Consider the following 25,575-nt stretch of genomic DNA (forward strand, 5'->3'; position numbering starts at 1 on the left):
TACACATACTGGTCTTATCAAGGCCTAAGATATAAGGATACCGTTATGGGCAGTTTTTCTATAACACATTGGCTGATTTTATTGGTTGTGGTTGTTGTCGTATTTGGCACTGCTAAGCTTAAAATGCTGGCAAGGATTTAGGCGGTGCGGTAAAGGGTTTTAAAGAAGCGGTCAAAGATGAAGAAGCTGAGCATGCTCGCAAGAATCGGGTGCTTAGCCATGAAAATAGTACGCCTGCTGCAAGTAATGATTTAAATACGCAGGTAGATACTCAGGCTGAAGATATAAAGATTAGCCCTGTTACCGCTGATCATCAGCACAAAGTATGAAGCGCGCCTTTTGTTCCAGTAATAAATATTATGAAAAATGGCTTTAGATAGAAGAAGCCAGTTTTCAATGATCCCTTTGAGGTACATTCTAAAAGATCTATTCCATGATACTAAATCGCTAAGATTGTCGGGGATTCAGCATTCTGAGATAATGTAAAACGGCATACCCGAACTGAAAGCAAAGCGCTATTTGCATGCTCACTAAATTATCAGTACATCTATCAGAATAAATGAGAAACCCTATAATGAAACAACCCTTTCAAACCTTTTTAAATCAAGTGGGATTTACCGCTTTAGTGACAGCATCATTACTATCTGGAACCGTACAAGCAGCGGATAACAATGACCATCTAAAGAGCGCTGTTGATCAACAAGCCAAATTACTAATGAATGAGCATAATATTTCAGGAATGGCTTTTGGTATTATTATTGATGGTAAATCACACTTCTATCATTATGGTTTGGCTGATAAGAAAGCCAAAATACCTGTCTCAGAAAACACTATTTTTGAGCTAGGCTCAATCAGTAAGACGTTTGCTGCTACTTTAGCCAGTTATTCAGAATTAAATGGCACACTTAAATTAGAAGATACCGCTGATAAATATATTCCCTACCTAAAAAACAGCGCCATTGGCAATACCAAGCTGATAAACCTAGCCACCTATTCAGCTGGTGGTCTACCACTACAAGTCCCTGATGAAGTCAAAAACAATAAAGAGTTGCTACGTTATTATAAATCTTGGCAGCCTGTATTTCCTATCAACTCAAAGCGTTTATATTCCAACGCCAGTATCGGTCTGTTTGGTTATATATCTGCATTGAGCATGGACGCTGATTACACACAGTTGATGGAAGAAAAAATACTGCCGTCACTCAATATGCCCAATACCTTTATCAATGTGCCTAGTGACAAGATGGCTGATTATGCATTTGGTTATAACGCTGCTGGCGATGCTATCCGAGTCAATCCTGGCATGTTAGACGCCGAAGCCTATGGTATTAAATCCACCATCACAGATATGACGCATTTTATGGCGGCTAATATGGGGCTAGTACCGCTGGATAAAGATATTCAGCAAGCGTTAGACAATAATAGAAAGGGTTACTATCAGGCGAGCACTTTTACCCAAGGGTTAGGATGGGAGATGTACCCTTATCCTACTCAGCTAGATACCTTGCTTGAAGGCAACTCAATGGACGTGGTACTAAAGCCTCAAGCCATTAAAACAGACAATCATCCAACGGCTGTTTTAAATAACGTCTGGGTCAACAAAACAGGCGCTACTAATGGGTTTGGTGGTTATATCGCTTATATTCCTGCCGAAAAATCAGGCATTGTCATTCTGGCAAATAAAAACTATCCAAATGCAGATAGGGTTAAAGCAGCGTATACAATTTTAGAGAGTGCGATAACTCATTAATTGAGCATGAGTCACAAAGCACCCTTATAGAAAACAGCCTTTCGTAAATAACCCAGCTAGATGCTGGTTTTTTTTGCGTTCAGTTTTTAAGAGCAGCCTTCGACCAAATAAATCGCTTCTGGTATACCGATATCGATGCTTTCTACCTCACCTTTTAATAGGCTTTTATTGTCTGCTGTCCACTCAGTCGCCTTAATCTGATAATCATTAAACTTTTGACCGCCCTTGATATGATATTCAATTTGTAGGGGAAACTTATCCTGTTTATTATTAAGCTCAATATTTTCGTCTTTTAATGATTCTCCGAGTGGGCTTTCTTTTATTACCTTGAAATTAACATTAACAATCAGGCTATAGTAGTCACCATTAACCGCATATTTATCGACCTCGTAAGTGAGCTCGTCATTATGTGCTTTCATAACCGCTGTGGCTGAATTACCAACGTTGATGTCTTTATAAAACGGGATGCTTGGATCCTGAATACTGATCAGAGCAACCTTGTTGTCTATGATTTGATATAGCACAGAAGCACGATCACCGTACTCTTTATCGATATAACTCAGTGCTGGATTACTGACGTAATAGCATTGTTCGTTATCGCTCTTGGCTTTGGTCATTCCTAGGCTACTTAGCAGTTCAGGAGTAATCATCTGACCGAAGCTTAGTTTCTGATACCCTGACGGGCTGACGATTTGCTCATCAGCTATACCTGCTGCTTCGTTAGTTTGTGCTTTATCCATAGCACTCGTATCTGTAGGCGCTGGATTGATAGATGCCTCATCATTCTTAGCCATGTCTTTATCTACAGTATTCGTATGCGCAGTGCCGTCATTATTCGAAGATAAGGGCTGTGAGTCGCAGCCTATCATCAGTTGGACAGTACCGATTAGTAAAGTAGAAATCACTGCCGTCTTAATTATCGGCAATGATGATTTTGAATGAAAAGTTAACATGGCTTAATTCCCGAATCCGAATCATTGATATTAATATATACCTTAATGAACCTTGTATAAACTGTCTTTTCTATGCTCGATTTCATTGATGCTAAAGTTTGATTGATACGTACACAGCGCACCGATCACGAATAGTATATGTATGGCATGTATATCATAAAATACACCGTAGCTATTTCAGAGAATAAAAATATTGATACCATTAGCCTATAGCTAAACACTCGAGTCTTTAATAGGGTACCGAAATCACTGAATAATGTAATACTTGTTGAAGGGCTTTAATTGGGTTCAATTCCCTATATGGAAATCGAACTTCTAGTGTTGGATATAAATTTAATGGCTATGAGGTCGATAGCATGGGTCATCATCATTAAGCTTTATTATTAAAATTTCCTAAGTTAGTTTCTACAGTATTGTCAGCATTGAACACCAGACAAGTCACTATGTTAAATAATTTACTCACAGACTTTTATGGCAAGGTGACCACTAAAAAATGGTCAGTGATGACCAAGTGTTCTATAGATACAGCACTGCGTGATATTAATGATCTGATAGAAAAGGAGATGCTGAAAAAATCCGAGGCTTCGGGGCGTAGTACGAGTTACGAGGTGGCTTTGTAATAAAGAACATATGGTTCTATGATGCGTAACGCAATAGACGAGCTAGTTCAGCATTGTGATAGCGGTCTATTTTAAGTGGTCTATTAATAGGTATGAAGGGTGAAATAGCTGGTTCCACTTGGGTATGCCCTATATTAACTATTAATTTTTTGGACAGATACAATGATAAGAGAGTGAGTGTATGATGCATATATTTCACATGCACTTTAAAGAAAAAATATCTTATGTTTTATATGAAATTGATTTTCCACTACAAACTATCTTAAATCGGAAAAAGCGATGATTCAAACCGTTATCCATTATTTTCTACATTTTGGTATGCCATTGGTCATCGCCTATATATTTTTTCGTGACGACTATAAACGAGTATATTTGATTCTTTTAGCAACCATGCTAGTTGATTTAGATCATCTGCTAGCGACACCTATCTTTTCGCCCGATCGTTGCAGTATTAACTTTCATCCGCTGCATACTTACTATGCAATGGCGGCATATGCGGCTATGCTATTTCTACCAAGGCCCTATAAAATAATTGGTTTAGGGTTACTTCTACATATGCTAACTGATTTGAATGACTGCGTGATGACCTATCTTAATTGTCCGCAGTGTTTGAGTGAGGCGCCTGCCCGTGAGTTGGTAGCATGGTTAGGCAGAGCGACTAAGTTTTGATACGGCTGTGACTACATCTTTTTGTGCCTCTCTCATAGATCACATCTTCAATAACTCCTAGAAGTAGATATATCGCTATCCAATCCTAAATAAGTCCTCGCATTAGACCGCTTGTGTTCCAATTCGAGGATTGAGTTTATTTAGCTTGTTACTCTAAGCTTAGTGAGACAGCTCTGGCTCTAATCAGGTAATAACGGCACGAACCACTCCCTACTTTTTTACATCGTTTTAATAGTGCTGTAATCGCCACGGGTACGTAAAACAACTTGAACATCTGAATCGCCACGATTTCGCCAGAACCAACCGTGATTACCTGTAAATGCGGCCTCTAAAACGCCTTCATCAGAAGCAACCCCGCGACCTTTCTCATAGCTAATGGCTTTACCCAAGGCATCACCGTGAGTATCAAAATTAACCTCACCGCCAGTGACTGCCCAAGAGTAATTTGCTTTATCACCTTCAGACATTTTCATTTTAATTTCTATTCCTTCACCTGGAGTCAGAGTAAAAGGGATTTCATCACGCCACTGCCCACTAGTTACAGTAGTATCTGCAATTGTGGCATTCACTGCTTTTTCAGTCACATTATCAATATCAGTTGTTAGTAAACCAGCAGCGTCGGCAGCAGCTTCTTCTGCCAGCTGTTGTTTAACTTGTCCCATCTCTGTTAATCGAAGCAGTTTACCAACCCCAGTTGGATCAATACCGTATTCTGCCGGTAGAACCACTGTAAATAAAAGAACTATTGCTGCGATTATAGCCAGAATAGTAGATTTTATGAGTTGATTTGAAGAGGGCAGCTCAGCTTGTGAAGGGGTGTCACTGTTATACATATTAGAAATCCTTGGGTTATTGAGACATTAAATAGCCAGTAAGCTGCATGCCCACTAAAATAAATCCTGCGCTCATCATGGCAACGTTGGCGGTATAAGCGTTACGGATGAAACTTGACGTGCGTCGCCAGTAGCTCATGCCAATCAATATGATTGCTAGAGCTAATAGTTGCCCAATCTCCACACCCACGTTAAATGCGAGTAAGTTAGGTAGCAGGCCGTCAGGAGACATATCGTATTCTAGAATCTTAGTTGACAACCCAAAGCCATGGAAAAGACCAAATATAAGTACCGCTATTTTTGTATTTGGTTGATATCCGAACCATCGCTGGAAAGCACCAATGTTGTCTAAAGCTTTATAAACAACAGAGAGGCCAATAATTGCATCAATCAGATAACTATTTATACCAATGTTGAAATACACACCTAAAATCATCGTGGTGGAATGACCTAATGCGAATAGGCTCACATAGACACCAATATGTTTCATACGGTAAAGAAAGAAGATGACCCCGAAGAGGAACAGTATATGGTCATATCCCGTTATCATGTGCTTAGCACCCAAGTACATAAAGGGTAAAATATTGACTCCTGAAATTTCCTGAATATAACCTTTATCACCCGCTGTAACAGCGTGAGCAAAAGCTTCGTTACTGCCAAAAATGACACAGGAAAGCAGTACCGAAAGTAACAGCAGACGGGTCTGCCAAGTCGCCCATGACGAGCTTGTTGACCTATTATGAGCATAGCTGTGCATTGAGAATCCTATGGTGTGAAATAATGGATACGCGGCCTAATGTAATACAATAAAAAATTTTGAACTCATTCAATAGAAAGTAATTATGACTGGCACCTCAAAGCACTTTCTTACAGATAGGGCACATAAAATACGAATTTTTTAAATGCAAACCGAGCAATTAAGGAGTAAGATGATATCCCCTAGGGGGGGATTAGGTCAATAAAAAATTAAGTTTTTATCGGGTATAATTGCGCTCTCTAGAGGAAGGACACTGCCATTATGAAAAAACCGCACATACACGAGTCTCATCCAGCTGTTATCACACGCCTTAAAAAAGCGAATGGTCATCTAAGCAGTACGATAGAGATGTTGGTTGAGGGTCGAACTTGCCTTGATGTAGCCCAACAGCTGCAAGCGGTAGAAAACGCAATTCACCAAGCTAAGAAAATTTTAATCCAAGACCATTTGGATCATTGCCTTGAAGACTTATTAGGGGCTGTTGACAAAGATCAGCAGAATTCTATCAAGGAGTTCAAGGAGATAACCCGTTACCTGTAAGATCAATCGCCTGATCTAAAGAGCTCTCATGCTTAGTATCTTTGCCAACCGAACTTATCGTCATTTATTTGCCGCGCAAGTCATTGCCCTGATTGGTACTGGTCTAGCTACTGTGGCGCTAGGCCTTTTGGCTTTTGATTTGGCTGGTAATAATGCTGGGGTCGTCATGGGAGCCGCATTGGCCATCAAGATGGTTGCTTATGTTGGTATCGCACCAATCGCAGCAGCCTTTGCCGAACGACTGCCCAAACGCACGATGTTGGTATCGCTGGATGTGATACGAGCAGGTGTAGCACTGCTTTTGCCGTTTGTTTCCCAAATTTGGGAAGTTTATGTACTAATCTTTGTGTTGCAAGCAGCCTCAGCGGCCTTCACGCCGACTTTTCAGGCCACTATTCCTGATGTTCTACCTGATGAAGCGGACTATACAAAAGCCTTGTCTCTCTCACGCCTTGCGTACGATATGGAAAGTCTGGTCAGTCCTATGTTAGCGGCGGCATTACTGACAGTAATGAGTTTTCACAATCTGTTTACGGGGACAGTGCTGGGGTTTTTAGCCTCTGCCCTATTGGTAGTATCGGTGGTACTGCCCCCACATGCTATACCAGAGCGTCGTAGCATTTATGATAGAACCACGCGTGGTATTCGAATCTATTTAGCCACACCTCGATTGCGCGGATTGCTCGCAGTCAATGTTGCCGTTTCTGCCGCAGCGTCTATGGTTTTTGTAAATACGGTTGTAATCATTCAGGGTGGCATGGGACTCACTCAGAGTGCAGTGGCATTAGCCTTAGCGAGCTTTGGCGCTGGTTCTATGATTGCTGCATTGGCTTTGCCAAGCCTACTAAGTAAGCTGACAGACCGTAGGGTCATGTTAAGCGGTGTAGGGCTGTTAGTGGTGGGTATGTTCGCTGGTACATTGATGATGGGACAAAACTCACTTATGGCCTTATGGTTCGTGTTAGGTTTGGGTTATTCTGCTGCTCAAACTCCCTCTGGCCGCTTGCTATGGCGATCCTCACATCAAGAAGATCGCCCAGCACTGTTTGCCGCTCAGTTTGCTTTATCTCATGTCAGTTGGTTGGTATTTTACCCCTTGGCAGGTTGGTTAGGTGCTCATTACAGTATGACTGTTGCTTTTGCAGTATTAGGCGGTGCTGCTGCACTAGCGGTATGGGCGGCTTTTAGAGTCTGGCCGTCTATTGATTTAACAGAGATTGAACATGAGCATTTCAATCTACCAGAGGGTCATATCCATGCTACTGGATCTCCTACACCCAACGGGATACGACATACCCATCCTTTCGTAGTCGATGACTATCATCCGCGTTGGCCGAGCTCAGGTCATTGATTTTGAATCTGTACATGGGGATTCGCTATTTTATAATGAAAAGTACACTTCTATGTATACTGAGCTACCATAAATAACTTTGACTACTGATATAGATAGCCTACAGCTAAACACTCGAGTCTTCAATAGGGTACCGAAATCACTGAATAATGTAATACTTGTTGAGGTGCTTTCATTGGGTTCAATTCCCTATATGGAAATCGAACTTCTAGTGTTGGATATGAATTTAATGGCTATGAGGTCGATAGCATGGGTCATCATCATTAAGCTTTCTTATTAAAATTTCCTAAGTTAGTTTCTACAGTATTGTCAGCATAGGTCAATAACGCAAGCTTTCATAAACGCGTGCAAAAGCTAATTAATAGGCACGGCGATCGCCTGTTATTTTTTACCACCATATAGCCCTGATCTAAATCCTATCGAGAAGATGTGGGCACAAGCTAAATTTCTACGCCTAGGATGGATGGATAGAGAATAATCTATCTAAACTATTTCATGATATGGGCTGTATCGATTTTATATTAAACTGACTATAGTCGCTTCTTTTCTCCATGGTCCAATTAGAGTGGGCTTTCCCATAATAAGGACTGTCTCTTTAGCTATACTTTTTTCATTATCTAAAGCAATAATGGCATTGCCAAGCCTGACGTAGGCTCGCAATAAGAGGAATGTCGTTTATGCTAAAAAAGTCGCAAAAATAAATAATGAAGAGATCATATAGCTGCTGCGCATAGACAGACAATAGCTACCATACGGTAAAACACGATTATTGTCATCGTATTGTCATAACGGCATCGTATCCTTGAGCTCACTATAAATAGCGGTTGCGTATCACTCATATCTTTAGTCATTCACTGATTTGTTGATAACAGTTAGCGCATAGATATCAGGTGTGTTTATGAAGGTTGTTGATCGGTTTGGTAGTATCTCCACCCGTATACTGATTATTTTAACATTGGCTTTTTTACTCATTATTTTGCTGGTGTATTGGGTCATCGAAACCCAAGCCAAGCCGCGCATACTGGAGATGACCTCAGAGACAGTGGTTGAAACAGGTAATGAAGCCATCAATAGCATTATGGCGAATATCAACCATGTCGACGGATTGGCCAAAGCCACCAGTACGATGGCGGGCGGGTTACCAAAACAAGACATCCTTTATAAAGAAACCTTTGGCAATCTCATGCAACAAATGGATCAACGCATTGTAGGCGGCGGCGTATGGTTTGACCCAAATATGTACGCTGAGGGTCGAGAACGCCAGTCGTTTGTATGGTCACGTGATGAGTCAGGCAGCATGCAGCCATTAGAGCGTTACAATCAAGCGCGCCAAACCCCGAATCCCTATTATCGTGATTGGTGGTACATTCCTGCAATGTACGCGCGTCATGACCACTGTGTCTGGAGCCGTGCCTATGTCGATCCGGTGAGTAATCAGCCGATGATGACGTGTGCCAAGGCATTATACGATAGTCGCAATCAGGCTTTTGATGGAGTGGTGAGTTTCAATCTGCTATTAGACAACCTCGGCGAGGCGATGGAAAAGTGGCAAGATAAGCTGGGTGGTTATGTCTTTTTGGTAGACTTGGACAATCGATTTTTGACCTTCCCCGATCAGTCGATGGTCATGCACGCGACTAAAGATAGCGGTCAGGACGAGGTCGTAACGGCACGGCAGTTGGCAGATGCCAACCCTAGCTTTGCCCCTATTGCGGACAGTCTAGATAGTATTAATCAGACACTGATAGATGAGGCAGTAGCCAAAGATGAAAGCCGCTATACGCTCGCTGCACGTAGTATTCTAAGTACGACCAATCTGAATAAAATCAGCGAGCAAGAGTCCAAATTACTGTCAGCATTACTGCTACTAAATATCGATCAAACGTTTAATTTGGTAGACAGTCATTTGATCGACACCATCGCTGTGCCCAATGACTTTGTGTTGCAGCAGCCCGCCACTGCCTTCGTTTTTCGCATGCCGTTTACGTATTGGAAGATGGTCATCGTTAAGCCTGATAATGACCTGATGAGCGTGGCAAATGCGCTGTCCAATAAACTGATTCAAGCCATGCTGCTGGGTTTCATTCCTATCTTATTGTTGACCGCATGGGTATTTCGTCGCTACTTTACGCGGCCGCTAAAGCACATGGCACAGTCAGTGGCTGATATGGGGTTGTTGATTGAGCAAAAAAAATATCAACAATTAAGCGCGCACAAACTCCCTCATTCAAATGTCAGCGAGATTCAAATTATTAGTGAGCAGACCAATCAATTGATTGATCGCGTCGTCGAGAATGAAGGTGCACTGGCTGAAATCAATGTGCATCTAGAAAAACAAGTTGCCGCACGCACACAAGATTTACAGCAAGCCATGGATGAGTTAAAAGCCTCACAAGTACATCTGGTGCGTTCTGAAAAAATGGCTACCCTTGGCCAAATGGTGGCAGGTGTGGCGCATGAGGTCAACACGCCGCTAGGCTACGTGCGTAGTAACATGGAATTGGTTGGCGATAATCTCATGCGTTTTGATGAGTTGCTACAACATACTGATCAATTATTGCAGGTCTTAAAAGCACCAACTATTAATCAAGAACAAGTCGAGCAACTGATAGAGCAAACCTTACAATGCTGTGAGGAAATTAAAGAAGATGAGGTCAGTGAAGATTTGGCCGATTTGATTAAAGATGGACTTTACGGCGTCGATCAGATTGCTGAGCTGGTCGTCAGCTTACGCGACTTTTCTCGAATTGATGAATCTAAGGTAAAAGATGTCGATATCAATGATTGCATCAATACCTCATTGATTATGGCGCGCAATAATTTAAAAACTCTAGTCGTCAAAACCAATCTAGCCGAGCTGCCACCGATTCAATGTAATCCTTCACAAATCAACCAAGTATTATTGAACCTATTTAATAATGCCGCCCAAGCCATGCCGATTGACCATAAAGGGATACTGCAAGTCAGCTCGTCTATCGATAAGGCGCAGCAGCACATTGTCGTGAGTGTCAAAGACAATGGTGTCGGTATCCAAGAAAATACGCTGGCGAAGATTTTTGAGCCATTTTTTACCACCAAAAAAGCAGGCGATGGCACAGGGCTAGGGTTGGCCATTACGGCACAAATCATCGAGCAACATGGTGGATATATCGAGGTTAGTTCAATCGTTGGCGCGGGCACGACCTTTACCATCAAACTGCCGATACAGTCTAGCGCTCATGAACCTAAACCTTCACAAGCCTTATTTGAAAGTTAAGAGACTTCCCATCACTTATTTAAAGAGAGCGTCATGCAAAAACCAAAAATCGCTTTTATCGATGATGAGCCACGTATTTTACGCAGTTTAAAAATGCATTTTCGCCAGTCACATGATGTATTTATCACCACTGATGCTAGCGAATTGATGAAGTATGTCAGCGAGCATGATGTGCAAGTGGTCATCAGCGACCAACGCATGCCAGATAAGCAAGGTACAGAAGTGTTACGTGATATCAAAGCGGCCTCACCAAATACACTGCGTATTTTACTGACTGGCTATGCTGATTTGAATGCAGTGATTGACTCTGTGAACGAGGGCGAAATTTATCGTTATATCACAAAGCCATGGCAAAATGATGAGCTTAAACAAATCGTCAATAAAGCCACAGAAATTGCTCAGCAAACTCAAGAAATCACCCAAAACACTATGCAAGGTAATGATACTCAAAAAGTTAGTGGTGGCATCACTGGTAGCAATCGTAATATATTGGTATTAGATGACGACGAGAGCGTCTATCAGCAAATAAAAAGTCACTTTAAGAGTGCTTATACCGTGAGTTGGGCCAGTAACCTTGAACAGGCAGCAAAGTTATTACAAAAAAAACGCTTTGGCGTCACTATTACGGATTCGACACTCAATAAAGAAAATATTACCCCCATTGTTTATGCCTTAAAAAACATCCAGCCAGATTTGATGGTTCTGATGCTGACTGAATTCAAAGACGCCCATATGGTCATTGATTTAATTAATAAAGGTCAAGTATATCGCTGTCTACCACGGCCGACCAACTTCTCTATCATGAGTATCAGTCTGGATCGCGCTTTTGATCATCACGAAAGATTGGTAGAACAGCCGATACTGGCGGCTCGCCATCACGTCGAAGAAGTGACAGAATTGGAGGCTTTGAATTTTTCTGAGAGACTTAAGGGTTTCTTTGCCAAGTTCAGAGGTTGGCGCATTATTAGATAGAATATAGCCTCAGATATAATCAATAATGGCACTCCTAGCTTCAGCGAATGTCTGACTGCTGTGATATGTCATCTGTCGCGCCTTAGCGGTCAGTACACTGTCTGTCAGGGGAGTCTGAGACTGAGATGGTAAAGCCCACCACACGCCGGGCATATAAATCTAAAACAACGGCTAGATAGCACCAGCCGCTTTTGATACGAATATAAGTGACATCGCCCGTCTAAATTTGATTGAGCGTAGTTGGGTTAAAATTGCGGTTTAATAGGTTCTTATGGGCTTTATACGAGTCCCTGTTGAGTGTCCAGCAATACCGGAACGGTTCAGTTGAAAGCTGTAGTTAATTACAATAATTGTGATGATGTCATTAGTTTGTCACATCAGAAATTTAGTATAGCGAATTATAAATTCTTAAGTACAAGACAGCGGGAAAGATAATGTTCGCCACAAAAAAGCTTAGTGATATACAAGTTAGTCAGCAAAGTTTTGACGCCATCATGATGTTAGCAATCACTACGGTCTCAGATGATATTGGTAGTGCACCTACCGCCGATACGCCCTTGTTTGATGAGGCGCATGAAGCTTATTGTGCCCAGCTTTTGCAGAGTATCATTGGGTGGCAAGAAGAGAACAATCAAGACCGATTATTTGATGCCAATGCTACCCAAAGTTACGATTTTGCTAAGCGTGAGGCATTAATAAAAGTTGCAGAGACGAAGCTCTATAACGCACTGCATAAGGATGATTGTATTAATAAGGAGATGATGTAGTGGTATGTTAACCAAGTTAATAAACTATAAAAAATAAAGCAAGGAAGAGCGTGTTTGTCTAGGTGTTATGATATGACTTAAGCCACGCCGCACTGTTGTGTTATATTTTCTATACTGTATGAGTTTCACTAAGTATAGCTAAGCAAGTCCTAAACGAAAGATACCTCTCTGGTTCTTTCGTTTTTTTTATGTTGAGGCGATAATGATATAGTAAGCTCAGTATAAAAACGATACAGCGGGACTAGAATGAATTTTTTGCAGCCTCTGTCTGCGCAGGCACAGTAAGCTAGAAAAATTTATACTAGTGCTGCCTCAAAACATGATGTATCGGTTTTATATGGATTAGACTATAGAGCAAACTGATGAAACGCTCTAGTTCCTATAAGATTAGCAGCTTGGATCAGTCATAAATTTCTAGCTTTCTTAGTCACGATAAGCTTCTGTTAATACACTTAGTTTACCAAGTTTGGTTCTACATTTTTCTGAGCATAGCTCAATACTAGCGTCATCGAGATCCTCCCAGTAGTAACTGGCATAATATAAAAACCTTGAAAAGGGAAGTGGCTTAATACCCAAAGGCTTGATCACGTCAGACAAAGCCACGGCCAAGTATTGTTTTATCTTATCTTCTGACAGTTTGGCAATGATAGGTTCAAACTCTACTTGACTACTTTTTGTATGATAACGCATCAGCCAACACTGACTGACCATATCTACAACGATTTGCTTGGTGTTATAAAGCTGGTCACTTTCTTCTTCTCGCTCGTTACCAAAGCGCTTTTGCACAAAACGCGGTGAGATTACTATCCTTTCTTTGATGAATGGCTGATACTCTTTGGCGAGCAATGAGATAAGCCACCCTTGAAGCATTTGTACCTCGTTAATGCCGCCATATATAATCCCTGAGAATATCAGCCAGCCTATGATTTTCTCTTGGCTGTAATCGGTTGTTTGCTCCCAATTATGCTCTACTGCGCTAATAATTTTGACCAGTGCCTTACCGTCTTTTAACCAAGCTGTATTTGTAATTAGTGGATTGATTTTAGTAGGCTGTGGCGCGATTATTTTAGGATAGTGATGCTCAGCAAGCATATAGTGCTTATTTTGATAGTCAATGAACTTAACGACGACTTGCCAGACATGCTTGAGTGTTCTAGATGACTCGTAAGCTTTTGCAATTTTGTTTTCAATGATTGGCTGAAACTCATCAAATCCCTCTTGAGACAATGGTTTCAATTGCTTATAAAGCTCTCCCTGAAATTGGTTTAAAGATTGACTCCAAGATAGCCATGACAAATCAAAATAATCGCTAGAGCTTGGCAAAAATGAAAAGATGCGCTCATCGGGCCAAAGCGCTTGTTGGTAAGATTTATTGAAAGACTTTATGAATCCAATACTTCCAGGATGAATCCTTTTCAATGACTCCCACTCAGTCTGTAAATCGGCGAGTAGCTGTATCTCACGTGTCCTCACTGTGTCACTGTCTTTGATTATAGATGGATAAGGCACGTAGCGCTTTTTTCTACCATCAAACTTTGCTAAGTCATCAATAATTTTTGGTAGCTGTATTTCATTTATTAGCATGGTCAACCTCTGCAGTGCTTGTGCCAACATGATTTGGATAGTGGTTAACTGTGATATCTGATAACCCAAGCTGTGCTGCGATCTGTTCAAACACGGATGCTACACGCTTAATATCTGCTTTACTACTTGATGAGAAGCGCCCCAATACTTCTTGACGAGCTTTTTCATGACCAATAACCGTGTTAATCAGCGATAAGGAAACGCCAAGCTTTTCAAGCTGCGTACGAACAAAGTGACGTGTCCAATAGGGATTGGCGTCAATGATGTGCTTGGTCATATGATAAGCATCGCCACGCTTAATGTCTTTAAGAGTAGGAGAGTTAGCAGTAGGAGCTCGCTCAGACAACAGCTTTAATAGTGCTTCATCATTACCTAAACGTATATTGTCAATGATAGCGCTGATATCATGATGACCTTGGTGCTTTGCCTGATAGTTGATTAAATACGCTCTATAGTCTGTTAGATGGCGTATAAGTGTGGGGCATAGCGGAATGAGACGATCACTTTTGACCTTCTTAACTGGCTTGTCATTGATGAGCAGCCAACCCATATCAAGATCGATATCGTACATCCTGCCAAGACCGTTGTTTGGTCGCACGCCGGTTAAAAGGCAAAAGACAAACCATACAAAAATACTGGTTCTATTAAAGAGCTCCTCATCGTTTGAACTTTGATCGGTCCAGTACTTCATCTCATTTACGATGTCGCAAACTGTCTCAATCTTCAGCGCAAACGCTGAGCCCACCGTATATTTATGCCAAGGGGTGATATAAGTTAAGTCAAAATCACTGTTGCTATTAAATATACCCAGTGCTGATTTATAGTGAGCCATAAGTGCTTCGCTGGTGTGGCTACTATAGTACATCGCAGGAGCATGGGGCGCAGGCGTACGACAGATGATATCAGCGATATGCGCATGGCAATCTGGCGTATAGCGAGAGAGCACGACATGTAGTGCAGTCTCTATACGATTGACGGACAGGTAAGGCAATCCAAGGCTGCTACGTAAGGCGGCAAGATAAGCCGTAAAATCTTCTTTTAATGGCAACTCGCAAGCAAGTAAATCATCTATAAGCCACAATGGCAGTGGAACTTTGATGGTATCAAAAATATTTTCATAATCCTTTTCGGGCAATGTTTGGCTTGTGGACCTTTTAGTAATACCTAAGCTGTGTTTAATGTAATACTTTTTACCATTAAGGTTAAAGATGTCACGATGACCGATATAGCCGGGTATTAGTAAGGACTTAACTGGCAGCCCGGTAATCATAGATAACAGTAAAATACCCGCACAGGTTTTATCAGTCTCTGATTCTGGTAAGGTGCTTGCGTCTTGGTTGAGCGCAGAAAATAACGCTTGATAGCCGGCAAGGGCGAGTAAGCGCGTGTTAGAGTTAAGCGCGAGATTGCGCTGAGATATATAGTTTTGCTGTAGCGATAAATCTATAGTTTGGAGCGGTATAGAGTTTTTGATTAACGGGTTTGGATATTCGCCATAGCTGACATAGGGTGCCTCATAGTGGTCAATACGCTCTTCAAAGCTGGTGGTTAACCCTTCATGGCTTTCAGTATTAGCTTCTAAAAATGCAAAATCTATGGCGATAGCGCTGTGTTCTATATCATCATGTGTGTTACCCCATGCATCATTACTAGGCGTAGTATTCCAGTTGTGACTCGTTGCAGTAGAGTCTAAGGGTAATTTCGATGTGTTGTCTGCTAAGTTGATAGCTATAATTTTAATATGTTTAGGCGGCTTCTTATACTTGGGTCTAGGCTTGCGTAACGCATGCGCATTTTTATAGGCGGTCGTTATTTTTTCTATTTGGCTCAGTTTATCTTTTGCTACTTTCTTTTCTTCGGCATGAGTAGCTTGCTTATCATTTAACAATTCATATGCACTTTTTTGCTGCTCTAATAGATCAGTGAAAATGGTACATATGCTTTCCACACGCATGCTCATTTGAGGTAAATCAGGTAGTTCATGCCAAATCCATATTCGTCTAGGAGATCCTGAAAACTGCGCCTGTTTAAATTGCATCAGTATATTTTTGGTGTGTTGTTTTGTACTATGCTGCATCAGCATCACACTGGTGTGCATTGCTATGGCTAGCCAAATTAACCGTTTCTGTAGGTAGTCATGCTGATGTTCATTGATAGAATGTTGCATGAGAATGAGCAATTGCATGATGAGTGGTTTTTTTGCTAGTTCTGATTTACTAATAGTCAAAGAAAGCCGAGGGACTGGCCTTCTTTGTAATACCTGTAATGTTAATCTTAGTAGGTTTTGAGGATTATCATCTGGCTGTCTATAGCTATTGTGTACTGCTAAAGTGATCTCAGATATGGCAGTCGATACTGTTTTTGGATATATAAAATTTTGGTCATTCTCAGTATTCTCAGTCATAAAACACCCTCAGAAGGTCGCTTGTAATAAGTTTGCTCACTTATATTTATAAGCCGACAAAATGTAGCAATAGTAAAAATATTTTTACCAAATAATTTTTTATTCATCTCTCGATCCAAGATTTTGTTTAGCTGCGTGTAAATGAGCTTGATATCTATCTTCTTGTTATGTTGAGCAATGAGCTTGGTAAGCTCGTAAAAACTGATGTCAAAATCAAACTGATTCTTTGGTATATATTTCACGTCTACTTCTTTTCTTAATACATCAAAATCAATATAAGGGCTTTTTGCTATATGCAATAGCTCAAAGTTATTGAGCAAGAACCACTTTTCCTCCTCTTTCACAAAGCAGGTAAGTTTTGAGCAAGCATTACTTTGCTCAAGTTCGATAGCCTAGCTATTCAGAAGTGGTCTGATATGGCAGGTATAAATATCAAACAGACTAATGATTTCTGAATATACAAGCACATTGATTGTTTGTAGTTTAGCGATCGATAGTGATTTCATATCTTTCCCACTAAGATATCGAGTTGATGACTTGGTCGTTATATCCTGTGTATTGACCTCCACTAATAATTTACGAGTATTAGCAAACAATTAAAAGCCAATTTGTGAGGTTTTGAGGCAAAAACTTAAATTAAGCGACAGCATATGACGTGCTATTTAGTTTTATGTTTATAGATATAGGATCTACGCCCAAATTTGAAAAGTTAGTTAACTAGAAGTATTTCAATCCACACACCCGTGATGGGTGCGAAACGATCAGGCGTACTACACGCTTATTGATCGTGTTTCAATCCACACACCCGTGATGGGTGCGAAAATTAATTGCAGCTAAGCGACTGCCTATATCCCCTTTTCAATCCACACACCCGTGATGGGTGCGAACTTATTCAAGCCAAAGCCATAACCGCTTGCTGTGTCGTTTCAATCCACGCGCCCGTGATGGACGCGAAAGATAATAGCGGCTGCATCCAACACGCAGTAAAGTTTCAATCCACGCGCCCGTGATGGACGCGAAGATGCTAAAGAATGGGCTTGGGATAACTACAATAAGTTTCAATCCACGCGCCCGTGATGGACGCGAATTTACTACACACTAATGATAGAGTAATGATTATGTTTCAATCCACGCGCCCGTGATGGACGCGAATATTCAGGCTCATTTCTTGGCGCACAGGGCGTGGTTTCAATCCACGCGCCCGTGATGGACGCGAATAACGGCTCGACATACCAATCGGGCGTCTGTTTTGTTTCAATCCACGCGCCCGTGATGGACGCGAATAGGGATATATTTATAATTAGGTACAGAATTAGTTTCAATCCACGCGCCCGTGATGGACGCGAAGATACTGTTGCTGCAAAAGTCATTGCTAATGCCGTTTCAATCCACGCGCCCGTGATGGACGCGAATTCAAGCGGTAATGTCAACATCTCACCATAGGGTTTCAATCCACGCGCCCGTGATGGACGCGAAGACGACTTGGAGACAGCAGAAACGGTTATCGCACTGTTTCAATCCACGCGCCCGTGATGGACGCGAAAGTAATCACGCGTAGCAAACTATCGACCGCTGGTTTCAATCCACGCGCCCGTGATGGACGCGAATTCCTCACTTATCATCTTTTCGTAATACGTTTTGTTTCAATCCACGCGCCCGTGATGGACGCGAAGATTATGGCGGACACTTTGCGCCGCATGATATCGTTTCAATCCACGCGCCCGTGATGGACGCGAACTTGCTATTCGCACCTTAAGCGAAGGTGAGGAAGTTTCAATCCACGCACCCGTGAAGGTGCGAACTGTTTGTTTTGGTTTATTTTCTTTACTAAAAGTTTCAATCCACGCACCCGTGAAGGTGCGAACCCTGAATCTGACTGATAGAGCTGACCCAACGCCAGTTTCAATCCACGCACCCGTGAAGGTGCGAACCCTCACTCATTGCAACCGCCATCATCTTGCGTCTTGGTTTCAATCCACGCACCCGTGAAGGTGCGAACGCAATGTTTGATGCGTTCATTAAGCAGCTGCAAGTTTCAATCCACGCACCCGTGAAGGTGCGAACGCGAAGGCAATGCGAACGCATTACCAACGCAATCCGTTTCAATCCACGCACCCGTGAAGGTGCGAACGTATATCTCCAGGTCATTTCTCGCCCAAAAACTAGTTTCAATCCACGCACCCGTGAAGGTGCGAACCAGTCACGTATGTCTTTTAAGCGGTCGATGCTGTTTCAATCCACGCACCCGTGAAGGTGCGAACGCTCGCTCACTCTTATGCGGTCAATCTCTTTTGGGTTTCAATCCACGCACCCGTGAAGGTGCGAACCGCCGTTTGGCTTGTTCTCAGCGCGTTTCTGTGGGTTTCAATCCACGCACCCGTGAAGGTGCGAACATAGCACGCCAGCGCGGTTGCTGCTCAATCTCATGTTTCAATCCACGCACCCGTGAAGGTGCGAACATCATTGTATTTTATTGATGAGTCGGCATTTTTAGTTTCAATCCACGCACCCGTGAAGGTGCGAACCACTCAATAACGAATTTTTGCTTACGGTCTTGATGTTTCAATCCACGCACCCGTGAAGGTGCGAACACCTAACGGATGGGGCGATATTGACGGATTGATAGTTTCAATCCACGCACCCGTGAAGGTGCGAACGCGCTTGCTCTCGCTGTCCCTCAGTTGATCGGTGTTTCAATCCACGCACCCGTGAAGGTGCGAACTCGTCTTTGCTTTGGTCATTCAGCACCTCATCGATGTTTCAATCCACGCACCCGTGAAGGTGCGAACGTTTCGCTAATTTTTACAAACTCCTCGTCCATCGTTTCAATCCACGCACCCGTGAAGGTGCGAACGTCTAACGCTTCTATTTTATCGACACGGCTCATGTTTCAATCCACGCACCCGTGAAGGTGCGAACGAATTGCTTTAAATATCTATACAGAGCAGGTAAGTTTCAATCCACGCACCCGTGAAGGTGCGAACATCACTATGGATATGGGTATCAAAAGTAGTTCTGTTTCAATCCACGCACCCGTGAAGGTGCGAACTCCTGACGGTTCAGTATATTAATAATCACTCGTAGTTTCAATCCACGCACCCGTGAAGGTGCGAACAAATCTCAACACCGTTCTTGTCAGTTAGACCCGTGTTTCAATCCACGCACCCGTGAAGGTGCGAACGATTCAAGATTAAAAGCGTCACCAACCTTGGCACGTTTCAATCCACGCACCCGTGAAGGTGCGAACAATACGCAAAAGGACACCACTATGACTCCTGAAGTTTCAATCCACGCACCCGTGAAGGTGCGAACACCAAAGCGTTAGCGTATTACGCTAGTCGTGAGTTTCAATCCACGCACCCGTGAAGGTGCGAACCTACCGCTCGCAGAGTAAGGCGTAAGATAGATGTTTCAATCCACGCACCCGTGAAGGTGCGAACGATAGCTTTGAAGATGCAATCATTCTTTTAAAGTTTCAATCCACGCACCCGTGAAGGTGCGAACCCGCATCAGCTGCGCCACTATTGCTATCCAATATGTTTCAATCCACGCACCCGTGAAGGTGCGAACTCATAACCATACTGAACCAGTAGGGCAAGTAGTAGTTTCAATCCACGCACCCGTGAAGGTGCGAACACCAGGTTTAACACGTAGGCGCACAGAAGAACGAGTTTCAATCCACGCACCCGTGAAGGTGCGAACAATCAATAGCCTACAAGCCTTCAAACTACCAAATGTTTCAATCCACGCACCCGTGAAGGTGCGAACCAAAGGATTAACACGCAGACGCACAGAAGAACGAGTTTCAATCCACGCACCCGTGAAGGTGCGAACGATATTATCAATCTTGATTTTGCATCGGGCGTGTTTCAATCCACGCACCCGTGAAGGTGCGAACAAAACTCAGTTGACGAAGTTATAGTGTCTGCTGGCGTTTCAATCCACGCACCCGTGAAGGTGCGAACCTTGATTGGGGAGAGAATGAACAGTGTTGGGAGTTTCAATCCACGCACCCGTGAAGGTGCGAACCTAAAGCCTCGGTTAACCTATTATGCTCTATGAAGTTTCAATCCACGCACCCGTGAAGGTGCGAACATACGTATACTCCCCTACTGTTGCTAATCTGGTGTTTCAATCCACGCACCCGTGAAGGTGCGAACAAGCTCGCTTGCTCTTATGCGGTCAATCTCAAGCGGTTTCAATCCACGCACCCGTGAAGGTGCGAACCATGTAGGACTGTTCGATGGCTGCCCGTTCTGCTGTTTCAATCCACGCACCCGTGAAGGTGCGAACGCCATTGCGTGCATCATTGAGTGGTCGTTGGTGTTTCAATCCACGCACCCGTGAAGGTGCGAACGCTTGATAATAATCAAATAGTGTTAATGGGTGAGTTTCAATCCACGCACCCGTGAAGGTGCGAACGCTAGATATGAGGCATTTGAGCATATAAGCGATGAGGTTTCAATCCACGCACCCGTGAAGGTGCGAACTCATTGGCTTATGCTAGCCACAAAAGAGTGTGAAGTTTCAATCCACGCACCCGTGAAGGTGCGAACCAGTGGTTAATCTGCTGTTTAGCGGTGGCGCGATGTTTCAATCCACGCACCCGTGAAGGTGCGAACGCCATCTTTATAATCCTTATACGGTAACTTTACGTTTCAATCCACGCACCCGTGAAGGTGCGAACGTAGTGGGATTATCGTTTTTATCAAACATAGCAGTTTCAATCCACGCACCCGTGAAGGTGCGAACATTTGAGAAGCATAAGGCTGGCACGCGAACAATGTTTCAATCCACGCACCCGTGAAGGTGCGAACGACGTTGTTTACGCGCATCCTATATCTATGTCACGTTTCAATCCACGCACCCGTGAAGGTGCGAACAAGCCTAGCAGCAGATGAGCAAATGCTACTTAAAGTTTCAATCCACGCACCCGTGAAGGTGCGAACAAGCCTAGCAGCAGATGAGCAAATGCTACTTAAAGTTTCAATCCACGCACCCGTGAAGGTGCGAACGCCTAAAAATGATTATTGGTTTATCCGAAGGTGTTTCAATCCACGCACCCGTGAAGGTGCGAACATTCAGGCGGTAAGATTGCAGGTTTTGGCTTGATGTTTCAATCCACGCACCCGTGAAGGTGCGAACTTTACCGCCATGCTGTTACCTAGTGCCTTATATCGTTTCAATCCACGCACCCGTGAAGGTGCGAACGCGATGTCATCGGCGTATCTGTTGAATATGTGATCGTTTCAATCCACGCACCCGTGAAGGTGCGAACAAAAAAGCGTCGTCGCCTTCCGTGTGTAGACCAGTTTCAATCCACGCACCCGTGAAGGTGCGAACATTAAACAGCCTAAATTGTGAGGTGCGTATGCAAGTTTCAATCCACGCACCCGTGAAGGTGCGAACTTTAAACGTCACCTCTAAGCCCGTAGGCTCATGAGTGTTTCAATCCACGCACCCGTGAAGGTGCGAACTGGCGTGTAAATGCGTCGATTAAGCGCGTTAAGCTTGTTTCAATCCACGCACCCGTGAAGGTGCGAACGAGCGATACGACACCAATCAATTCACGGTTGATGTTTCAATCCACGCACCCGTGAAGGTGCGAACCGAAGCTATTTTGGAGCTGGCGTGATGAGCAGGTTTCAATCCACGCACCCGTGAAGGTGCGAACGCAAATCATGGTTATAGTCGCACAGAGATAACAGGTTTCAATCCACGCACCCGTGAAGGTGCGAACCAAGACCTATAAGCAATGGTATCCTGTAATCAAGTTTCAATCCACGCACCCGTGAAGGTGCGAACCGATACTGGTGTGGAGTTCACAACCTTTAATCTGTTTCAATCCACGCACCCGTGAAGGTGCGAACTGTGGATATTCGCATCAAACAGCTACCATTTGTTGTTTCAATCCACGCACCCGTGAAGGTGCGAACGCTTTTAGCGGTACAACCCTGGTGTATTTAGCAGGTTTCAATCCACGCACCCGTGAAGGTGCGAACGGTCAAAAGCATCTCCTATCACGCCAGCGACTGCCGTTTCAATCCACGCACCCGTGAAGGTGCGAACTCTTAGACTATATAACAAGCAAGGGGTAAGGCATGTTTCAATCCACGCACCCGTGAAGGTGCGAACTGACAGCCTTAACGAATACCACGGCTCATCAATAGTTTCAATCCACGCACCCGTGAAGGTGCGAACCGAAACGGGTGATGCGCCTTACAAGAACTGCGAAGTTTCAATCCACGCACCCGTGAAGGTGCGAACTCTCGCTTGCATTAAAACCATCTAGGTGTGACTGTTTCAATCCACGCACCCGTGAAGGTGCGAACTAGGGTAACGCCATGAACTTTACAGGTTATATGTTTCAATCCACGCACCCGTGAAGGTGCGAACGTTGCGCCGTTCCCCGTTCCCGGATTAGGAATCTGTTTCAATCCACGCACCCGTGAAGGTGCGAACTAATGAATACCTAGCAAGTGATATTAGTGATATAGTTTCAATCCACGCACCCGTGAAGGTGCGAACGCTGGCATGGCACATTGTTAGCCGTACTACTGGTGTTTCAATCCACGCACCCGTGAAGGTGCGAACTAATTACTAAGGGCACTAATACCGTTGTAGATGTTTCAATCCACGCACCCGTGAAGGTGCGAACATGCGCGTTACTGTTTCGCTAACTGTGCGCTGGTTTCAATCCACGCACCCGTGAAGGTGCGAACGTACTAATAATGCGATAACGCCGATGCTGGCTAGTTTCAATCCACGCACCCGTGAAGGTGCGAACTAGCCAACGTGATAGCGCAGACAAGTGCTTTGTGTTTCAATCCACGCACCCGTGAAGGTGCGAACGCGAGTGTGTGATTGTGCCTGATGTTCGTTTTGAGTTTCAATCCACGCACCCGTGAAGGTGCGAACCAACCAAAGAGGCAATACCTATGAGCTTAACAACAGTTTCAATCCACGCACCCGTGAAGGTGCGAACATCTTCGCCTTGCGCGTTTCTTCGTTTACGATGTTTCAATCCACGCACCCGTGAAGGTGCGAACTTACCAATCCAGCAGACGCAGCGATTGCATGGGCAGTTTCAATCCACGCACCCGTGAAGGTGCGAACGTGCGTAAGGTGCAGGAGCATTTAGCCAATGCGGTTTCAATCCACGCACCCGTGAAGGTGCGAACATTTATGATTTACTCCTAAGTGCTGTTAGGTGTGTTTCAATCCACGCACCCGTGAAGGTGCGAACGTATCGCTATTTTTCGGATAATTGCTCATTGCTGGGTTTCAATCCACGCACCCGTGAAGGTGCGAACGATCTTCGGTTGACAGTAAGAATGTTTGAGCAGATGTTTCAATCCACGCACCCGTGAAGGTGCGAACGGAGTGCAGATTAAGCGCGTAGCAATACTGAATGTTTCAATCCACGCACCCGTGAAGGTGCGAACCAAGGTGACGTTATACAAACTTGCGTACAAGCAGGTTTCAATCCACGCACCCGTGAAGGTGCGAACATTTAGCTCGCAAGAGTTAAAGAGCTGGGTGGCAGTTTCAATCCACGCACCCGTGAAGGTGCGAACATCTAACGCTGTTAAAATCTCATTGTCATTAGTGTTTCAATCCACGCACCCGTGAAGGTGCGAACGACGAGTTTACAGAGAGTATGACCCAGACAACCGTTTCAATCCACGCACCCGTGAAGGTGCGAACCACACCTAACAGCACTTAGGAGTAAATCATAAATGTTTCAATCCACGCACCCGTGAAGGTGCGAACCCGCTTGTGAGGCAAATTCCTGCGCCATTTCGTGTTTCAATCCACGCACCCGTGAAGGTGCGAACTAACAAAGCCCAGTCTTTTGAGACCGCGATGTCAGTTTCAATCCACGCACCCGTGAAGGTGCGAACGCAATCAATTTACTATGACCGAAAGAGATCATTATGTTTCAATCCACGCACCCGTGAAGGTGCGAACTCAGCCTTGGTTGCTTGCTTAACGCCTTGAACGTTTCAATCCACGCACCCGTGAAGGTGCGAACAAGTAAACGGCACATAAACCCGTGACCGATAGTGTTTCAATCCACGCACCCGTGAAGGTGCGAACAGACGCAATGGGCGTTGCTTGCTGACGGCTTAGTGTTTCAATCCACGCACCCGTGAAGGTGCGAACCACTAGCCAAACGCGTAAGGTTTGTGCGAAAAGAGTTTCAATCCACGCACCCGTGAAGGTGCGAACATCATTCACGACTCAACAAAGTATCAAATGCAGGTTTCAATCCACGCACCCGTGAAGGTGCGAACCCATGATGGTGATGATTTTGAGCATGAATGTGATGTTTCAATCCACGCACCCGTGAAGGTGCGAACTGGCGCTCAGCGCGATTGGCGTTTCTAAACGATGTTTCAATCCACGCACCCGTGAAGGTGCGAACTATCATATATGATGTCATCAATGCGTTTTGATGGTTTCAATCCACGCACCCGTGAAGGTGCGAACATGAGCCATGGACAAGACCGGACAAATTGTCTGAGTTTCAATCCACGCACCCGTGAAGGTGCGAACTGCCTATGGTCTAAGTCACTAATAAGGTTAAGAAAAAACCTTGGAATTTGCGAACGTCTAAACCACAAGCGAATTTGGCAAGTAGTACACTCACTAAATTTTTATTATAAAAAAATAAAGGTAATAAAATCAGGTTGTTAAATAGCATTACGCCTCTTTTGCGAGTCTCTTAGAGATTTTATGTACGCTATAGGTTCGCATTGACCTTATTACGGTCAAATAATAGATTTTATGATAACAACCGCTAAAATAGCAGTACATCGTTTAAGTCTAGCACAGGTTTTGCTCCAATGTGTTCCACTTTATTCCGCCAGTTTTTACCAAGATAATAATAACGTAAACTATCTACATCATGATTAATAATGTCCTCAAGCTTAGCTTTAAGAGTAGCCCACTCCGCAGGATTGACCTCGATTTCAAATACCGAATATTGCACCCGCTGCCCAAAGTTTAGACAGTGCTTGGCTACGTGACGTAACCGTTTTGCAAAGTTTGCATCTTCTGAGCAGATGTCATAAGTCACCAATACCATCATAATATGAATCCTTTTTATTACGTTT

The 25,575-nt window shown here is 43.6% G+C and carries 16 protein-coding genes, 1 pseudogene and 1 CRISPR repeat array; of the genes and pseudogenes, 9 read left to right on the forward strand and 8 right to left on the reverse strand.

Annotation, left to right across the window (positions count from 1 at the left end; translation table 11 throughout):
• The first annotated feature begins 45 nt into the window (after positions 1–45).
• Both tatA and ampC read left to right on the forward strand, forming a co-directional pair.
• Positions 46–329: pseudogene (gene tatA, locus JMX89_RS09565) on the forward strand (Sec-independent protein translocase subunit TatA).
• A gap of 245 nt (positions 330–574) precedes the next feature.
• Complete coding sequence (ampC, locus tag JMX89_RS09570; RefSeq protein WP_201532496.1) at positions 575–1,750, forward strand: class C beta-lactamase; 1,176 nt, start codon at positions 575–577, stop codon at positions 1,748–1,750.
• 86 nt (positions 1,751–1,836) lie between these two features.
• On the opposite strand, the gene JMX89_RS09575 is transcribed toward ampC, so the two are convergent.
• Positions 1,837–2,703 carry a hypothetical protein gene (locus JMX89_RS09575; RefSeq protein WP_201532497.1) on the reverse strand — a complete coding sequence of 289 codons (867 nt, stop codon included), beginning with the start codon at positions 2,701–2,703 and terminating at the stop codon, positions 1,837–1,839.
• 899 nt (positions 2,704–3,602) lie between these two features.
• On the opposite strand from JMX89_RS09575, the gene JMX89_RS09580 reads away from it, so the two are divergent.
• Positions 3,603–3,992, forward strand: coding sequence for a DUF6122 family protein (locus JMX89_RS09580; RefSeq protein ID WP_201532498.1), 390 nt, complete (start codon positions 3,603–3,605; stop codon positions 3,990–3,992).
• Positions 3,993–4,210: 218 nt separating this feature from the next.
• On the opposite strand, the gene JMX89_RS09585 is transcribed toward JMX89_RS09580, so the two are convergent.
• Together JMX89_RS09585 and JMX89_RS09590 are read right to left on the reverse strand one after the other, a co-directional pair.
• A complete protein-coding gene (locus tag JMX89_RS09585; protein ID WP_201532499.1) occupies positions 4,211–4,825 on the reverse strand; it encodes a transmembrane anchor protein in 615 nt (204 codons plus the stop codon).
• Positions 4,826–4,841: 16 nt separating this feature from the next.
• On the reverse strand, positions 4,842–5,582 hold the full coding sequence (locus JMX89_RS09590) for a HupE/UreJ family protein (protein WP_101204369.1): 741 nt from the start codon (positions 5,580–5,582) through the stop codon (positions 4,842–4,844).
• A 261-nt stretch (positions 5,583–5,843) separates the two neighbouring features.
• Between JMX89_RS09590 and JMX89_RS09595 the strand changes: the two genes are divergently transcribed.
• The 6 genes from JMX89_RS09595 to JMX89_RS09620 all read left to right on the forward strand — a co-directional run bounded on the left by JMX89_RS09595 (position 5,844) and on the right by JMX89_RS09620 (position 12,468).
• Positions 5,844–6,122, forward strand: coding sequence for a metal-sensing transcriptional repressor (locus JMX89_RS09595; RefSeq protein ID WP_036590571.1), 279 nt, complete (start codon positions 5,844–5,846; stop codon positions 6,120–6,122).
• Between the two features lie 28 nt (positions 6,123–6,150).
• A complete protein-coding gene (locus tag JMX89_RS09600) occupies positions 6,151–7,473 on the forward strand; it encodes an MFS transporter (protein WP_201532500.1) in 1,323 nt (440 codons plus the stop codon).
• A 373-nt stretch (positions 7,474–7,846) separates the two neighbouring features.
• Positions 7,847–7,951, forward strand: coding sequence for a transposase (locus tag JMX89_RS12985; protein ID WP_227673071.1), 105 nt, complete (start codon positions 7,847–7,849; stop codon positions 7,949–7,951).
• Between the two features lie 420 nt (positions 7,952–8,371).
• Positions 8,372–10,729 carry an ATP-binding protein gene (locus tag JMX89_RS09610; protein ID WP_201532501.1) on the forward strand — a complete coding sequence of 786 codons (2,358 nt, stop codon included), beginning with the start codon at positions 8,372–8,374 and terminating at the stop codon, positions 10,727–10,729.
• A gap of 33 nt (positions 10,730–10,762) precedes the next feature.
• Positions 10,763–11,701: a response regulator gene (locus JMX89_RS09615; RefSeq protein WP_201532502.1), complete on the forward strand. Its 939-nt coding sequence runs from the start codon at positions 10,763–10,765 to the stop codon at positions 11,699–11,701.
• 434 nt (positions 11,702–12,135) lie between these two features.
• Complete coding sequence (locus JMX89_RS09620) at positions 12,136–12,468, forward strand: hypothetical protein (RefSeq protein ID WP_201532503.1); 333 nt, start codon at positions 12,136–12,138, stop codon at positions 12,466–12,468.
• Positions 12,469–12,891: 423 nt separating this feature from the next.
• Here the strand turns inward: JMX89_RS09620 and JMX89_RS09625 are convergent, their stop codons facing one another.
• The 5 genes from JMX89_RS09625 to cas2 form a co-directional block, all read right to left on the reverse strand.
• Complete coding sequence (locus tag JMX89_RS09625; RefSeq protein ID WP_201532504.1) at positions 12,892–14,052, reverse strand: hypothetical protein; 1,161 nt, start codon at positions 14,050–14,052, stop codon at positions 12,892–12,894.
• Complete coding sequence (locus JMX89_RS09630; RefSeq protein WP_181210938.1) at positions 14,039–16,219, reverse strand: site-specific integrase; 2,181 nt, start codon at positions 16,217–16,219, stop codon at positions 14,039–14,041. The genes JMX89_RS09625 and JMX89_RS09630 overlap by 14 nt, the downstream gene beginning before the upstream one ends.
• A 233-nt stretch (positions 16,220–16,452) precedes the next feature.
• On the reverse strand, positions 16,453–16,776 hold the full coding sequence (locus JMX89_RS09635) for a hypothetical protein (RefSeq protein ID WP_181210937.1): 324 nt from the start codon (positions 16,774–16,776) through the stop codon (positions 16,453–16,455).
• Between the two features lie 771 nt (positions 16,777–17,547).
• The gene (locus tag JMX89_RS12990) at positions 17,548–17,907 is read right to left on the reverse strand and encodes a hypothetical protein (RefSeq protein ID WP_413786920.1); all 360 of its coding nucleotides are present in this window, start codon (positions 17,905–17,907) and stop codon (positions 17,548–17,550) included.
• A gap of 319 nt (positions 17,908–18,226) precedes the next feature.
• Positions 18,227–25,015: a CRISPR direct-repeat array (repeat unit 32 nt; unit sequence GTTTCAATCCACGCACCCGTGAAGGTGCGAAC).
• Positions 25,016–25,259: 244 nt separating this feature from the next.
• Positions 25,260–25,550 carry a CRISPR-associated endonuclease Cas2 gene (gene cas2, locus JMX89_RS09640; RefSeq protein ID WP_181210936.1) on the reverse strand — a complete coding sequence of 97 codons (291 nt, stop codon included), beginning with the start codon at positions 25,548–25,550 and terminating at the stop codon, positions 25,260–25,262.
• Between the last annotated feature and the right edge of the window lie 25 nt (positions 25,551–25,575).

Source organism: Psychrobacter sp. DD43, from assembly GCF_904846555.1.
GTDB classification, from domain to species: domain Bacteria; phylum Pseudomonadota; class Gammaproteobacteria; order Pseudomonadales; family Moraxellaceae; genus Psychrobacter; species Psychrobacter cryohalolentis.